Origin of the sequence: Wukongibacter baidiensis (assembly GCF_050888315.1) — a bacterium.
GTDB lineage: Bacteria > Bacillota > Clostridia > Peptostreptococcales > Caminicellaceae > Wukongibacter > Wukongibacter baidiensis.
The window spans coordinates 4,801,026-4,816,465 of the sequence record NZ_CP138202.1; the positions used below are offsets into that span (position 1 = coordinate 4,801,026).

The 15,440-nt window shown below is 34.9% G+C and carries 12 protein-coding genes and 7 tRNA genes; 16 read left to right on the top strand and 3 right to left on the bottom strand.

Features of this window, described 5'->3' with window-relative positions; all coding sequences use genetic code 11:
• The first annotated feature begins 46 nt into the window (after positions 1 to 46).
• The 11 genes from R9X47_RS21635 (at position 47) to R9X47_RS21685 (ending at position 3,973) form a co-directional block, all read left to right on the top strand.
• Positions 47 to 1,051: a GerMN domain-containing protein gene (locus R9X47_RS21635; RefSeq protein ID WP_432663164.1), complete on the top strand. Its 1,005-nt coding sequence runs from the start codon at positions 47 to 49 to the stop codon at positions 1,049 to 1,051.
• A gap of 320 nt (positions 1,052 to 1,371) precedes the next feature.
• Positions 1,372 to 2,100, top strand: coding sequence for a ribonuclease PH (rph, locus tag R9X47_RS21640; protein WP_432663165.1), 729 nt, complete (start codon positions 1,372 to 1,374; stop codon positions 2,098 to 2,100).
• Between the two features lie 12 nt (positions 2,101 to 2,112).
• A complete protein-coding gene (locus R9X47_RS21645) occupies positions 2,113 to 2,721 on the top strand; it encodes an XTP/dITP diphosphatase (RefSeq protein ID WP_432663166.1) in 609 nt (202 codons plus the stop codon).
• Entirely contained in the window at positions 2,718 to 3,191 is a 474-nt protein-coding gene (locus tag R9X47_RS21650; RefSeq protein ID WP_432663167.1) for a metallophosphoesterase family protein, read from the top strand. Before R9X47_RS21645 ends, R9X47_RS21650 begins: the two co-directional genes overlap by 4 nt.
• 91 nt (positions 3,192 to 3,282) lie before the next feature.
• A tRNA-Pro gene (locus tag R9X47_RS21655) sits at positions 3,283 to 3,359 on the top strand.
• A 28-nt stretch (positions 3,360 to 3,387) separates the two neighbouring features.
• Positions 3,388 to 3,461: transfer RNA gene (locus R9X47_RS21660), tRNA-Gly, on the top strand.
• Between the two features lie 8 nt (positions 3,462 to 3,469).
• Positions 3,470 to 3,546, top strand: a tRNA-Arg gene (locus R9X47_RS21665).
• Positions 3,547 to 3,563: 17 nt separating this feature from the next.
• Positions 3,564 to 3,639, top strand: a tRNA-His gene (locus R9X47_RS21670).
• A gap of 14 nt (positions 3,640 to 3,653) precedes the next feature.
• A tRNA-Gln gene (locus tag R9X47_RS21675) sits at positions 3,654 to 3,729 on the top strand.
• 5 nt (positions 3,730 to 3,734) lie between these two features.
• A tRNA-Lys gene (locus R9X47_RS21680) sits at positions 3,735 to 3,810 on the top strand.
• Between the two features lie 79 nt (positions 3,811 to 3,889).
• Positions 3,890 to 3,973, top strand: a tRNA-Leu gene (locus R9X47_RS21685).
• A 114-nt stretch (positions 3,974 to 4,087) separates the two neighbouring features.
• Here the strand turns inward: R9X47_RS21685 and R9X47_RS21690 are convergent.
• From R9X47_RS21690 to R9X47_RS21700, 3 genes are all read right to left on the bottom strand, one after another.
• Entirely contained in the window at positions 4,088 to 5,194 is a 1,107-nt protein-coding gene (locus R9X47_RS21690) for a YkvI family membrane protein (RefSeq protein WP_432663168.1), read from the bottom strand.
• Between the two features lie 68 nt (positions 5,195 to 5,262).
• Positions 5,263 to 6,615 (bottom strand): aspartate aminotransferase family protein, encoded by a 1,353-nt coding sequence (locus R9X47_RS21695; protein WP_432663169.1) that lies wholly within the window; start codon positions 6,613 to 6,615, stop codon positions 5,263 to 5,265.
• 37 nt (positions 6,616 to 6,652) lie between these two features.
• Positions 6,653 to 7,753, bottom strand: a complete 1,101-nt coding sequence (locus R9X47_RS21700; RefSeq protein ID WP_432663170.1) for a pyridoxal phosphate-dependent aminotransferase — start codon at positions 7,751 to 7,753, stop codon at positions 6,653 to 6,655.
• Between the two features lie 423 nt (positions 7,754 to 8,176).
• On the opposite strand from R9X47_RS21700, the gene R9X47_RS21705 reads away from it, so the two are divergent.
• The 5 genes from R9X47_RS21705 (at position 8,177) to R9X47_RS21725 (ending at position 15,436) form a co-directional block, all read left to right on the top strand.
• Complete coding sequence (locus R9X47_RS21705) at positions 8,177 to 9,931, top strand: sigma-54 interaction domain-containing protein (RefSeq protein WP_432663171.1); 1,755 nt, start codon at positions 8,177 to 8,179, stop codon at positions 9,929 to 9,931.
• Between the two features lie 156 nt (positions 9,932 to 10,087).
• Positions 10,088 to 11,188, top strand: a complete 1,101-nt coding sequence (locus tag R9X47_RS21710; RefSeq protein WP_432663172.1) for an alanine dehydrogenase — start codon at positions 10,088 to 10,090, stop codon at positions 11,186 to 11,188.
• A 580-nt stretch (positions 11,189 to 11,768) separates the two neighbouring features.
• Complete coding sequence (locus R9X47_RS21715; protein WP_432663173.1) at positions 11,769 to 13,325, top strand: glutathione ABC transporter substrate-binding protein; 1,557 nt, start codon at positions 11,769 to 11,771, stop codon at positions 13,323 to 13,325.
• Between the two features lie 253 nt (positions 13,326 to 13,578).
• Positions 13,579 to 14,508 carry a nickel ABC transporter permease gene (gene nikB, locus R9X47_RS21720; RefSeq protein ID WP_432663174.1) on the top strand — a complete coding sequence of 310 codons (930 nt, stop codon included), beginning with the start codon at positions 13,579 to 13,581 and terminating at the stop codon, positions 14,506 to 14,508.
• A gap of 25 nt (positions 14,509 to 14,533) precedes the next feature.
• A complete protein-coding gene (locus R9X47_RS21725; protein ID WP_432663175.1) occupies positions 14,534 to 15,436 on the top strand; it encodes an ABC transporter permease in 903 nt (300 codons plus the stop codon).
• Positions 15,437 to 15,440: the final 4 nt, after the last annotated feature.

A 15,440-nucleotide genomic window follows, 5' to 3' on the forward strand; every position in this document is an offset into this window, starting at 1 on the left:
CCTAATATAATTAAATATACAGCTTTGATTAGGGAGGAGTGTTGACATGGAGCGTAAAAAACTTATAGCAATAGTACTATCGGCTTGCTTGGTATTGAGCTTGGTGGTATGGAAAGGTACTGGCATGCTTAAGGCATTTTTGAACAGAGATAATGAGCAGGTACCAACACTTATTGAGAGCCCAGAAGATGACCAGAACTTAAGAAATACAGTTTTGTATTATAAGGATGATAAAGGATTTCTTGTTCCAGTTATGAGAAAGATACCATGGCCAGAAGGTAAAGGAATTGGTAAAGCTGCCATAAGAGCACTAGTAGATAATCCTGCTAATAGATCAGATATGGAGGATATCGGTTTGGCTCCGGTGCTGCCAACGAATACTGGAATTATAGGTATGAACATAAGTGAAGGACTTTGTAAAGTAGACTTTACGGCGGACTTTCTAAACTATGGAAGTAAAGAAGATGAACTTGCTATTGCAAAGGCTATAGTATATACATTGACTGAGTTTCCAACAGTAGACAATGTTCAAATAATGATTGAAGGGAAACAACCAAAGCAGCTTACCTATGGATTAAATGTTTCAAATCCTCTTGCAAGAAGAAATATAAACTATAGTGGAAATGGCAAGAACAAGGGTAAGGTTATAGTGTATTATCAAGGTACTGTTACTGGAATGGATAATTATTTTGTACCTGTAACAAAGGATATTGAGGAGACAACAGCTGTTGCGACACTTCAAACTTTGATAGCAGGACCATCAGAAGATTCAGGTCTATTTAGTACAATACCTAGCAGTCTACAGGTTAGAAATGTTGATCTCGTTGATGGTGTGGCCTATGTAGACTTTAATGAAGAGATAAAAGAAATAAAAGACGCGAGTATAGCTCAGGATATGGTAAAATCAATCGCATTAACTTTAAAGGAGTATTATGGAAGTCAGAATATCGTAGAAAAAATAAGTGTAATGGCTGATGGCAAAGAAATTAACTTCGGAGAGGTAGCAAAAGAAGAACCAGCAGCAATACCGACCTTTGCAAATGAGTATTAAAATATAAAATCCAGGGGAACCTGGATTTTTTTATTTTGAGGTTATTTCTCGAAGAGAAATCTGACCAAAACGAAGGGGTTCGATGTCCCTGAGTTTTTATTTTTGTAAAAAAAATAACTTTTTAATATACTAGACTAATTAGTTGGAAATAATGATATTAGAATAGAGCGATATATATAATCCAGATTTAAGCTCTACAAGTAAAATTTTGTAACAGATATAATGGTAATATGATAAAATATATAACGTATAGGGAGATAATATAGAAATACAATTTAGTTTAGGTTTGAATATTGGTTAGCAATAGGAGGGAGAAGATTATGAATAGAGTTGATGGAAGGAAACACGAAGATTTGAGACCAGTTAAAATAACAAAGGATTATCTAATTCATCCAGATGGCTCGGTTTTAATAGAAATGGGGAATACAAAGGTTATATGTACTGTTAATATAGAAGAAAAGGTTCCACCATTCCTAAAGGGAAGTGGAAAGGGCTGGATTACAGCAGAATATTCAATGTTGCCTGGTTCAACTCAGACAAGAAAATTTAGAGAAGCCACTAAGGGTAAGCTAGAGGGTAGAACCCATGAGATTAAGAGACTTATTGGAAGAGCACTTCGAAGTGTTGTTGACTTAGAGAAACTAGGTGAAATCACCCTATGGATTGATTGTGATGTAATTCAGGCAGATGGAGGAACTAGAACAGCGTCTATTACTGGTGCATATGTAGCAGTAGTAGAGGCATTAAAAAAATTAGTCAAGAAAGGTACCCTGAAAGCCTTACCGATTACAAACTATGTAGCTGCAATAAGCGTTGGAATAGTTCAAGACACACCTATATTAGATTTATGTTATAAGGAAGATTCAACTGCAAAGGTAGATATGAATGTTATTATGACAGATACTGGTGAATTTGTAGAAATACAAGGAACTGGAGAAGAGTCTCCATTTAATAAGGTAGAGCTTATAGATTTATTAAGCTTAGCTGAGAAGGGGATAAGTGAGCTAATAGAGGTACAGAAAAACGTATTAGAAAGTGAAACTGAGTAGGGTGGTGGACCAATGATAAGGATGATTTTAGCATCTCAGAACAAACATAAATTAGAGGAAATAAGGGACATGCTTGAGGATTTTGATATTGAGCTTATATCAATGGATAAAGTAGGTCTTGGAGACCTTGAAATAGTTGAAGATGGAGAAACCTTTGAAGAAAATTCAATGATAAAGGCTGTTACAGTCATGAAAAAAACAAATACAATAGCCATAGCAGATGACTCTGGCCTAGCAGTTGATCATTTGGATGGTCGTCCAGGGGTCTATTCTTCTAGATTTGCAGGAGAAAATGCTACTGATGATGATAATAATAAAAAATTGATTAAGATGCTTGATGGAGTTTCACCAGAAGAGAGAAGTGGAAAATTTGTTTCAGTTATTTCAGTGGCCTTTCCTGATGGTAGAAGGCTGAGCGTAAGAGGAGAGTGCAAAGGAATAATTGGATTAGAAGAAAAGGGAACAAATGGATTTGGATATGATCCTTTGTTTATTGTTCCTGAATATGATAGAACCTTTGCCGAGCTTGGAAGTGAGACAAAAAATAAGATTAGCCATAGAGCGAAAGCTCTTGAGAAATTTAGAAAAGAGCTTGAAAATATATTGGGAGAAGAATCATGAGAATAGGAGTCATAAGTGACACCCATGGAGATCTCGTCAGTGCCGAGAGTGCTATTAAGGCAATGGGAGATATAGATTTATTACTTCATGCTGGGGACACCTATAGAGATGCAGAACTCTTAAAGGAAATGTTGGATATAGATGTGATTGCTGTAAAGGGAAATACAGATTTTGATTATGAAGCTGATTTAGAAAAGATTATATCTCTTGATGGTAAGCGTATATTTCTAACCCATGGACATCAATATAATGTTAAGTACAGCCTTGATAGGCTATATTATAAGGCATTAGAAACCGACTGTGATATAGTTGTATTTGGACATAGCCATATGCCGTTAAATGTTAAGGAGAAGGACATAATTTTTTTGAATCCGGGAAGTGTATCAAGGCCAAGGGGAGGGAGTAGACCCTCCTACGCTATTATAAATATAGACGTACATATACATACTGAGTTATTTGAATTTAGATAGTAAATTTTGGTATTTGTTCTTCTGAAAAAAAATTTTAAAAAGGCATTGACGAAGTAATATAATTGTTATATAATAATCTTCGTCAGCTGATCGGGGTGTAGCGCAGTTTGGTAGCGCATCTGGTTTGGGACCAGAGGGTCGCGGGTTCAAATCCTGCCACCCCGACCAATATAAAAACATTTAACATCCAGTTTTCGCGGGTGTAGCTCAGTGGTAGAGCCCCGGCCTTCCAAGCCGGTTGCGAGGGTTCGATCCCCTTCACCCGCTCCATTATATATGTGCCCATAGCTCAGCTGGATAGAGCAACGGCCTTCTAAGCCGTGTGTCCGGGGTTCGAATCCCTGTGGGCACGCCATATATACCAATTTCATGGCGGCTGTAGTCAAGTGGTTAAGACACAGGATTGTGGCTCCTGCATGCGTGGGTTCGAACCCCATCAGCCGCCCCATTTTATTATAATGTTGGGGATTAGCCAAGTCGGTAAGGCAACGGACTTTGACTCCGTCATTCACAGGTTCGAGTCCTGTATCCCCAGCCATACATGACCCATTAGCTCAGTCGGTAGAGCACCTGACTTTTAATCAGGGTGTCCCGCGTTCGAGTCGCGGATGGGTCACCAGTTTTATTTGTCTGTAAAGACAAATAAAAGGGAAGTACCGCTTTGATAATATGAGCGAAGCGAGTTCAACATATATTTCGCGGGTATGGCGGAATTGGCAGACGCGCTAGACTTAGGATCTAGTGTCTTGTACGTGGGGGTTCAAGTCCCTCTACCCGCACCAAATAAAACCCTAAAAGCAAAGCATGCTTTTAGGGTTTTTTATTGAGGTCATTTCTCGAAGAGAAATCTGACCAAAACGAAGGGTCTCGATGTCCCTAAGTTTTTATTTACTATTTTACTTTGCTGTAGATTGAACTTGGATGATTTTCCAAACACCTATGGTGACAACAGGAATAACATAAAAGATAAAAAATCCCCATGTAATAGTGCCGTAGCCCTTTGCAATTAAACCTATAAGACCGAACTGAGCAATGAATGTACCTATAACTAGTAATGATATTGTAAGGGTAGGGGTAATCCATGAAGGCATCTGTGTATTTTTTTCATTATAAACTGAGTAAATACGTTCATTTACAGCAAATATAAAACCAGTACCGGTTTCAATTAAAGTACCAAATAAAACTATTTGAAATACTAACTGGAAGGTAGTTGAATTTAATGTCTGTAATATATAGTTTGTAGGAACAGTAGCTTTTAGAATATCAGGATATAAACCGATCATTGCAAGGTATAGTAATATACCAGGCACTATACCTATTAATCCAGCCAAAATACCAGATCCAATTGCTTCTTTCCTTGTTTCAATATGGCGAACGGAAAATAAAACAGCAGGAATTATTCCTAGATTATAGAATGCATATTTAAAACCGCCTAGAACCCATCCTTCTTTAATAGACCCACTGGATATAGAAGTGATAATATTATCACCAAATTTAGTAAAGCATACAATTAAAAACAAAATGTATACACCATATAGGAGAAAGGACCAATAGGATAGAAACTTTTCAATTGCTTCAGAGCCATTAAATACTAAAAGCCCAACACCGATCATCATGCCAAATACTCCAATGTAGTAGTTAATGCCAAATATTTCGTTTAGAATACTACCAGCTGAAGAAGCTATTACTGCAAGTACTATTAATAAAAGAACAAAATAACATGCTTCATATACCCACCATCCTTTACCTAGAAGCTTTGAGAAAAAGGTTCTATAATCGTAGGCTTTAAAAAATCTTGCGAATTCGAAGGTTGCAGCACATACTAGTGACCAAATGACTGTAGAAATAGTAATCATTGCTATTAGTCCACCCAGCGTACCGAAGTTTAGAAAAAACTCAACCAGTTCTCGGCCGGTACCATACCCTCCGGCAATAACCACTGATTGAAAAACGATGCCGGGAACAAAATACTTCTTAAATGTTTTAGAGTTTACAAAATTCATATAAATCCTCCTCTTTGTTTTTTAAAATATCAACTATTCATAATGAGAGCAGTCACAAATGAATCAACTTACCACCCCATAACGGTTTCAAGATTTTCATTTGAAATTTCATTGTTTACATATTCTTCTATTGATTCTTCAATGATATCCAAGGCCTCTTCTAATTGTGTTTTTGTGATAACTAACGGTGGCTGAATCCTCAACACCCCATCTGCCAAGAAAATTACTATCACACCTTTTTCAAAGCATCTATAACAAATCTTGGCTGCTGCATCTCTATTACCCATTTTTGTAGTTCTATTCTTAACTAAATCAATACCTATAGATAATCCTAATCCCCTTACATCACCGATTATTTCATACTTTGACTGCATATCTCTAAATCTCTTTCTTGTGTAATTACCAAGATCGATGGATTTTTCTAGTAAATCTTCATCTTTAATTATGTTTATTGTCTCTATAGCTGCCCTACATGATAGAGAGTTGCCACTCATCGTGAAAAGATGAGCGGGGGCATCGAGGGAGTCCATAATTTCACTCTTTCCAACTATTGCACTAAGAGGAAGGCCAGAAGCCATTGATTTTCCCATTACTATGATGTCCGGGATTATATTGAAATGTTCTATACAGAACCATTTTCCAGTCCTAGCAAATCCTTGTTGAACTTCTTCACTTACAAATAAAATATTATTTTTCTTACAGATTTCATGAATAGCCTTCATATATTTAATTGGAGGAACAATTAATCCAGCATCCCCTGCTATAGGCTCCATTACAACAGCTGCCACCTCATCGGGAGGTAGATAGGTAGATAGAGCATTTTTAAAATCATTAAGGCATTCAATGTTGCAGGTTTCCACATTACAATTGTATGGACATCTATAGCAAGTAGGATATCTGATATGTTCGACTTCAGATAAGATAGGCCCGATTTTTCTTCGCATATTCAAGCTGAGTGCTGTAAGGGATAGGGCGCCATAGGTTGATCCGTGGTATGCTCCAATAAAAGAAACTATCTTCTTTTTACCTGTAAAACCACGTACAAGTTTAATCATTCCATCGTTTGCATCGGATCCTGAAAGACCAAAGGCTACCTTTTTATCAAAATTGCCTGGAGTAATTTTTGTAAGTTCTTCAGCCAATTCCACTAGGGGCTCAGAGTAGGAATAGGCAGCAGTATAGCTGATAAAGTCATCTACTTGTTTTTTTATTACCTCAGTTATCCTTGGATTGCTATGGCCAGTATTTAAGGAAGAAGCACCGGAAAGAAGATCGATAAACTTGTTTCCGTCATAATCTTCTATTGTTGCACCATAGGCTCTTTTTATTACAAGAGGATAATAGGGTATCCGAGTAAATCGGGGATAGACCTTACTATCTCTATGGATTATTTCTGTTCCCTTTATAAACTTTGAATTCATAAATTCTCACCTTCTTTAACTTGGTATGATGTAATATTTATAGATCATTTGTTACTGCTGCTAAAGATCTTGACAAATAACCGACTTCCTGTGGAATTCTAAGTCTAACAAAGTTTTTGCTAAGTCCAATAAATCCACTACCTGAAACTGAAAGAATATTGTGTTTTAAAAGTTCCTTTTGAAGGTCTACTTCAGGATCTGGATGTTTGATTGTCATAATTGGAACGGTAGAGCTTGTATGAAGCACAGCAAGTCCTTCTAGTGAATTTATAACGTTACTTTTTAGGTCATTGATCTTTTTCTTTGATTCTTCTATGAAGCTTGAATTTTTAAGGGCAATTATAGCTAGGTATCTAGCAATAGAATTCATTGAATAAGGATTTGTTATTTTTCTATAGTAATTTGATAATGTCTTTGATGTTACTAGATAAGCTCCCCTTAAACCTGCAAGGCCAAACCCTTTAGAAAAGGTTCTTAAAACGAATATATTATTATACTTTTCTATCAGAGATATTGCTGAATTCCTTTTATCCATAAAATCTCCATAGGCCTCATCAATAATTACACACAATCCTTTTCTTCTAGCTTGCTTTACTATTTCTTCGATACATGAAATTGAGATAATTTGCCCCGTCGGATTGTTTGGATTGTCTAAATAAATAAGTTTATAAGTGGTCTGAATTTTTCTAAGAAAAGCTTCAGGGACAAATTTATAGTTATTTTCCGATGACATCAACTCGTAATCATATATGCTTCCATAGCTAGTAACATCATCGATATAATCACTGAACTGTGGAGAATAACCTAAAACCTTTGAATTATTATCTAAGAATAATCTGTTTGTTTTATAAAGTATATCGATTGAACCATCACCCAAAAGAATATTTTCATCTCCTAACTCTATAAGGTCTTGCCAAAAATTAATGATACAATTTTTTAATTTATTATTGGATTCTGGATAAGAGTTAATCATCTCATGGTGAATGTTTGAAAGAGCATTTTTTACTTCTGTACAATATCCAAAGGGATTTGTTCCTATAGAGCAATCAAGAATCTCATAGGAACTTTCTATATTCGTTTCCTGAGCGTAACTATTTTTTTTAAGGTTAATAATGGTTGGTCTTAAGCTATATTCCATTTGGCTACTCCTTTCTTTTAAAGTTGCTTAGTGTAAGAGCAATTTATATGCCAAAGAGAAAAATTACTGTAGATTAACTTGCTACTTTAGCTACAGGCATTGAAATAAGCTATTATATAGAAATAAAAAAGATAATCTGCTTTCAGAAAATAGTTGTTTTGTTGCTTGGCATAAAATATAATAAGAGAAAGTGTTTCAAAAAGTAGCATTTAAATACTTGCTGATATTCTATGTAAATAAGACAAATACTACTATTGTTCGATAAATAGTCACATAGTGTCTTAAACAGTTTGCAAATAACTATCATATATCATACTTAAAAAGCCATAGATTATGGATGTATAGCATTACAGGATGAAGTGCATCAAAAAGCAACATGTTACTATATGTGTCATATCATGAATAGATGGAGAGGGTTTGAAAATGAGTAGATTATTGAAGAGTTTTTTAAAAGAGAATACTAAGTTAGAAAAAAAGACCAGTGAATCTAATGACTATTTTGAGTTAATGATAAATTTTTTTGATATAACATCATCAATGATATTGGATGATGAAACGATGATTTTACTTTTAGACAATGAAATGAGAGTTCGAAACATTTTTTTCGATGGACAGAAAGGTCTGAATACATTTAAAAATAGAGTTTTGAATTTAGAAAATAATATAATTGAGGACAATGTATTTATAAGGATTTATCAGGATACAAGTATATATTGCTATATTTCAAAACAGTTCATTGAAGAATATTATAATTGTAGATATAGATTTGCCATTATATCGTTAAAGGCTGATAACAAAAAATATAGGAAGATGATAGATAAATTAAATTGTTCTATTTTAAAATTACTTAAATACAATAACGAGAAATACTCTTTTACTGAAAATCTCCTAATGTACTTAGACTCTATAGATGATGGAATTTCAGCCTGTGATAGTGATGGAATAGTGCGTTATATAAACAAGTCAGCATGTAATATGATTGGAGCAAAGAAAGAAGATATAATAAACAAAGAGCTTGAGGCCATATCATCAAGTGCAATTTTAAGTCAGGTTATAAGAAATGGGAAAACATATATGGATTTTGAATATTTTTTAGACTACAGAAACAAAACATTTCATCTTATGAATTCAGCCTACCCAGTTTATGACGGAAATAAAAAAATTGTTGGCGCCATAGATATATTTAGAAGGATAAAACGATCTATGAAGCTTGCTAGCGAATTGGCCGGTTATGAGGCAATATATAAGTTTGAAAATTTTATTGGAAGCAGTAAAGTATTTCAAGAAAGCATAGAACTAGCTAAAAGATTTGCTGAGAGTGACAAAAATATATTGATATTAGGAGAAAGTGGAACTGGTAAAGAGCTTTTTGCCCAGGCTATACATAACTACAGTAAAAGGAGAAATGGACCATTTGTAGCTATTAATTGTGCCAACTTTCCAAAGGATCTTTTCGATAGTGAGTTGTTTGGATATGACGAAGGAGCTTTTACAGGAGCAAGAAAAGGAGGTAAGGTAGGTAAATTTGAACTGGCAAGCGGAGGAACCCTGTTTTTAGATGAAATAGGTGAGATGCCCATTCATCTCCAGGCAAAACTTTTAAGAGTTCTAGAAGATAAATCTATTACTAGGATAGGAAGTAACAAGAAAATAGATGTTAATGTAAGAATTATAGCTGCAACAAACAGAAATCTTGAAGATATGGTTAAAAGTAATAATTTTAGGAGGGATCTATACTATAGATTAAAGGTTCTGTATCTTAAGTTGCCTCCTTTAAAAGAGAGAGAAAATGACGTAATTGAACTTTCGAACTATTTTATTGACCGATTTTCAAAGGAGGATTATAGGAACATCAAAGGCATAGACAAGGAGGCTAAAAAGCTTCTATTATCCTATGATTGGCCAGGAAATATTAGAGAACTTGAGAATATTATTGAGCTATCCTTGTTTATGTGTGATGGAGAATATATAAATAGGGAACAGCTATTAAGAGCGGGACTACAATGTCAGGATGATACATTTTCTGAAAAAATAAATACTCCTAAGAAATTATCGGATATAAATAAAGAACTCATATTAAAGACTCTAGAAGAAACTAAAGGAAATAAAAGAAAGGCGGCAGAAATCCTAGGGATTTCTAGAAACACTATATATAGAACTTTAAAAAGATACGACTAATTTGGGATTAGTGCATATTTTTCTACATATATTATAGTTATAAGCTTTTATTTATAGATTTATGACTGAGACGTTTAGCTGAATAAGGTTTGATGTCACACATCTATAATAAGAAGAAGGGAGGAAATAAAGATTATAACTATAGGTTTTCCAAGAATGCATAAGCCCGGAGAGAAAAGAGATTTTTTACCAGACTTCATTTCTAAATTAAGCGACTTAAAAGATTTAGAAATATATATCGAGGTGGGCTACGGAAAGGATATGGCATTTTCAGAGAAAGATTATCAAGGAGGTAGTTCAAAGGTAAAGATTGTATCACATGATGAGGTGTATAAGCAGGATATAGTGATAATTCTTAGGGCGCCAAATGAAGAGGACATAATAAAGATGAAGGAAGGATCAGTACTTATCTCAATGCTTCACTATGGGACTAGACCTGTCAGAAATGATTTATTAAAAAAGAAAAAGATAATATGTTATTCGATGGATTCCATGGTAGATGATAAGAATGAAAGGATGGTCGTAAATTATTGGGGAACTTCCATGGCTGGAGCTAGTGTAGCCTTTAATAAATTGAAGGAAACCATGGCCGATTTCTATTCTGAGAATAGAAAGCCCATAAATGTATCCCTTATTGGATTTGGACGGGTAGGTGTAAATGCCCTACAAGCATTTAATCAACTAAGCTATAGGGAATTTTATGATAGGAAAGTTCTAGGACTTGTGGTAAAAGTGCTTTCTAGAAGTATTACTAGGGATACAGATGCCCTCATACCAATACTGAAGGAAACTGATATATTGGTTGATGCTAGCAAAAGAAGAGACCCATCTAAAATAATAGTGCCAAACGATCTTATCGCCTATATGCCGAATCATGCAATAATACTAGATTTAACTGCGGATCCCTATGATGATAAGGCTAAACCGATGCAGCAAAAAGGTATTGAGGGAATACCAACGGGAAGCTTACAAAAGTATATTATAGAGTCCGATGATGACCTCTATAATACAATACCTAATGGGGTGAAGAAGTCAAATAGAAGAACAGTTGTAAGCTGTAATGCATGGCCTGGAGTACATCCTAAGGAATCAATGAAGGTTTATGGAGAGCAGATGTATCCCTTTATGAAGGTCTTGTTAGAGAAAAATTCCCAATCCCTATCTATAAAGAGTGATAATATCTATGAAAGAGCTCTAATAAGATCGTCCTTGGAGTTCTATTTGAAATACCTGTCTAAGAAAGATGCTTCATCATAATAGTTCTACTATATACAATAGAGTTTTCGTAACTTATATAGATCTGTTTTTAATATTTAAACAATTAAAAAGAAAAATCTAAATACTGTCTTTGTAGCAACTACATATTAAAATATCCTGAGTTATTTTACAAAATAAGTCAGGATATTTTAATATGTAGAAAAAAACTCTTATAAACCTTGAAAATACTAGCTTTGGAAATAAAAACCTTAGTAAAGTATTAAATTTTTGACAATAATATTAACAATAATTAAAAAGTTTTATAAGGCTGTAATTATAATAGGTTGGTTGTTGTGGATAATTGTGGAAGGCTATAAGCTATTGCTTTTTCGGCCAAAATTATTTATGATTAGTAGTGTCGAAAAGCATCGACACAATTCGAATTGTTTGAAAATTCAAGTCATTGACGTTTAACAAATCAAAAAACTATTTCTTAATAGTATCACTATCGATATTTCTTTAATGCAACAGCTTTTACTTATTTACTTAAAGTTTGTTTAAAATTTATAGGGGCCCCTTAAAATTTAATATGTGCAAAATGTGCAAAAAACTATTTAACTATTTTAGGGAGGAAAACGTTATGTTCAGAAACAAAAAGCTAGTAATGATTTTATCAGCTATCATGATTTTCACATTAGCATTAACTGCATGCGGTGGAAATAAACCAGCTGAAGAAGGAAACAAAGGTGGAGAAGAAGCACCAGTTGTAAAGGATACTTTAGTTGTTGCTCAAGGTGCAGATGCTAAGTCTCTTGACCCACATGCAACAAATGATCAACCATCTTCAAGAGTAAGTAAGCAAATATACAATACTTTAGTTCAATCAACTGTAGATATGGAATTAGTACCTGGTCTAGCTGAAAGCTGGAATCAAGTAGATGACACTACTTGGGAATTCAAAATTAGAGAAGGCGTTAAGTTCCATAATGGAGAAGAATTAAAGGCAAGTGACGTTAAGTTCTCAATAGACAGAATGTTAGCATCTAAAAAAGTAGCTCACATCGTTGAAGCTATCGAATCTGTAGAAGTAGCAGACGATTACAAAGTTATCATCAAAACTGCAGAGCCATTTGGACCACTTTTAGCTCACTTATCACATACTGCAACTTCAATTGTTAACGAAAAAGCTGTAACAGAAGCTGGAGAAAACTATGGACAAAATCCAGTAGGAACTGGTCCATTTAAGTTTGTAAGCTGGGACGCTGGTGACAAGATAACATTAGAAAGATTTGACGATTACTATAAAGGTGCAGCAAATGTTAAGACAGTTGTTTTCAGAAATATTACTGAAGGAACTAACAGAACAATTGGACTTGAAACTGGTGAATTAGATATAGCTTATGAAATCGAGCCAATCGATAAAGATAGAGTTGCAAACCATGAAAAGTTACAATTAATCGAAGGACCATCATTATCAATGAACTACATTGGTATGAACACTCAAAAAGAACCATTTAACAATGTAAAAGTAAGACAAGCTATTAACTTAGCTATCAACGCTGACGATATCATTTCAGCAGTATTAAATGGTGCTGGACAAAAAGCTAACTCTCCAATAGGACCAAGAGTTTTCGCACATAACGATGCTATCGAGCCATACGGATTCGATGTAGAAAAAGCTAAAGAGTTATTAAAAGAAGCTGGACATGAGAACGGATTTAAGACTACAATATGGACTAATGATAATCCAATAAGAATGCAAATTGCACAAATCGCACAAGCACAATTAAAAGAAATCGGAATCGACGTTACAATTGAACCACTTGAGTGGGGAAGTTATTTAGAGAGAACTGCTAAGGGTGAGCATGATATGTTCATACTTGGATGGGTTACTGTAACTGCAGACCCTGACTACGGACTATATGCATTATACAACAGTTCACAACATGGTGGAGCAGGTAACAGAACATACTTCACTAATGCAGAAGTAGATAAGCTTTTACAAGAAGGTAGAACTGCTATAGATCCAGAAAAGAGAGCAGAAGCTTATAAAAAAGCTCAAGAAATCATAGTAAGCGAAGCACCAGATGTAATGCTATACTATCAAACACAAAATGTTGGAGCTTCAAAAACTGTTAAAGGATTTGAATTACATCCAGCAGGACACCACAGCATCTACGAAGTAAGTTTCGAATAATATTAAGTATATTTACTTTGATAATTAAATAGTAAGAAGTAGGACCTATAAGGGTCCTACTTTTACTTTGAAGAGAAAAATTTACAAAAAGTTAATCTGATATACAAAAACGTAATATTTATAAATATTCGCTTTAATAATCTAAGATTACTCAAGGAAAAATGTAGAAACTCGTATCATTTTTTTTCAAACAAATAAATCAAGATTTAAAGGCGAATAGGTCTTAATTGTAAAACTTGAAGGGAGGATAATAATGCACAAGTATATATTAAAAAGATTACTGCTTCTTATACCGGTACTATTAGGCGTTACTTTTATAGTTTTCACAATCATGTCACTTACACCTGGTGATCCAGCACAGCTAATGCTTGGAGAAAGTGCACCACCAGAAGCCGTGGCTGAACTTAGAGCAGAAATGGGATTAGACGATCCATTCTTAGTGCAATATTTTAGATTTGTAGGAAACGCAGTGAAGGGTGATTTTGGTAGATCATATACGACTAAAAGGGAAGTATTCTCAGAGATATTTGCAAGATTCCCAAATACTTTAATACTAGCTGCAGTTGGTGTAGCTATAGCAGTTGCAATCGGTATACCAGTCGGTATTATTTCCGCAACAAAGCAATACTCATTAATGGATAGTATAAGTATGATTGCGGCACTACTTGGGGTTTCCATGCCAAACTTCTGGTTAGGTCTAATGCTTATATTAACGTTTTCCGTTGGATTAGGATGGCTTCCATTTGCGGGATTTGAAAGCCCGGCAAGTCTTATCTTACCAGCCATTACACTTGGTACTGGTGCAGCAGCAATTATAACACGTATGACTCGTTCATCAATGCTTGAGGTTATTAGACAAGATTATATTAGAACTGCAAGAGCTAAAGGTGTTCCAGAGAAACGAGTTGTAAATAAGCATGCCCTTAAAAATGCACTTATTCCTGTTATCACAGTAGTTGGTTTACAGTTCGGATATTTATTAGGTGGAGCGGTACTTACGGAGACTGTTTTCTCATGGCCAGGGGTAGGTAGACTACTAGTTGAGGCTATTAGACAAAAAGATACTCCTACGGTTTTAGCTTCAGTAGTTTTCATGGCTACAACATTCAGTTTCGTAAACTTACTAGTTGATATATTATATGCATATGTTGATCCGAGAATAAAATCACAATACAGCAAGTAATTCTATGTGAGAAGGAGGTATAAATATGGCTTCAAGTGTAGCACAAAGCACTGCGACTGCAGAAAAGAAGAAAAACAAAAAGAGAAGTCAATGGGCTGAAGTATGGAGAAGATTAAAGAAAAATAAAATGGCTATGGTAGGCTTAGGCATTTTAACTATATTAATATTAGCAGCACTTTTTGCACCGTTTATAGCTGATTATGATGAAGTTGTTATAAAGCAAGATCTTGTAAATAAATTACAGGGACCAAGCGCTGAACATATACTTGGTACAGACGAATTTGGTAGAGATATATTTGCTAGAATGGTTTGGGGAGCTAGAGTATCCCTTAGAGTTGGTATCTTAGCCGTTGGTATATCAATAATGATTGGTGGTACTTTAGGTGCTATAGCAGGATATTATGGAGGAAAGCTTGATACTGTAATAATGAGAATTATGGATATATTCCTAGCTATTCCTAGTATACTTTTAGCGATAGCAATCGTTTCAGCCCTAGGGCCGAGTCTTACTAACCTAATGATTGCCATAGGTATATCTTCAGTACCTACCTATGCAAGGATAGTTAGAGCATCAGTACTTTCTATAAGAGATCAAGAGTTTATCGAAGCCGCTAAGGCTATTGGAGCAAACGACTTTAGAATAATATCAAAGCATATAATTCCAAACGCATTGGCACCAGTTATAGTACAAGGTACTTTAGGGGTTGCAGGTGCTATACTTTCAACAGCAGGACTTAGTTTTATTGGACTTGGTATACAGCCACCGGCTCCAGAGTGGGGTGCAATGTTAGCTACTGGTAGAGCATACTTAAGATATGCATGGCATGTTACCACTTTCCCAGGTATTGCTATTATGATTACAATACTAGCTCTTAACCTTGTAGGTGACGGTTTAAGAGATGCGTTAGACCCTAGATTAAAGCAGTAGTGTA

Coding starts and splice junctions, on each gene's coding strand:
- R9X47_RS21635 (WP_432663164.1), top strand. CDS start 47: ATGGAGCGTAAAAAACTTATAGCAATAGTACTATCGGCTTGCTTGGTA.
- rph (WP_432663165.1), top strand. CDS start 1,372: ATGAATAGAGTTGATGGAAGGAAACACGAAGATTTGAGACCAGTTAAA.
- R9X47_RS21645 (WP_432663166.1), top strand. CDS start 2,113: ATGATAAGGATGATTTTAGCATCTCAGAACAAACATAAATTAGAGGAA.
- R9X47_RS21650 (WP_432663167.1), top strand. CDS start 2,718: ATGAGAATAGGAGTCATAAGTGACACCCATGGAGATCTCGTCAGTGCC.
- R9X47_RS21690 (WP_432663168.1), bottom strand. CDS start 5,194: ATGAATTTTGTAAACTCTAAAACATTTAAGAAGTATTTTGTTCCCGGC.
- R9X47_RS21695 (WP_432663169.1), bottom strand. CDS start 6,615: ATGAATTCAAAGTTTATAAAGGGAACAGAAATAATCCATAGAGATAGT.
- R9X47_RS21700 (WP_432663170.1), bottom strand. CDS start 7,753: ATGGAATATAGCTTAAGACCAACCATTATTAACCTTAAAAAAAATAGT.
- R9X47_RS21705 (WP_432663171.1), top strand. CDS start 8,177: ATGAGTAGATTATTGAAGAGTTTTTTAAAAGAGAATACTAAGTTAGAA.
- R9X47_RS21710 (WP_432663172.1), top strand. CDS start 10,088: ATGCATAAGCCCGGAGAGAAAAGAGATTTTTTACCAGACTTCATTTCT.
- R9X47_RS21715 (WP_432663173.1), top strand. CDS start 11,769: ATGTTCAGAAACAAAAAGCTAGTAATGATTTTATCAGCTATCATGATT.
- nikB (WP_432663174.1), top strand. CDS start 13,579: ATGCACAAGTATATATTAAAAAGATTACTGCTTCTTATACCGGTACTA.
- R9X47_RS21725 (WP_432663175.1), top strand. CDS start 14,534: ATGGCTTCAAGTGTAGCACAAAGCACTGCGACTGCAGAAAAGAAGAAA.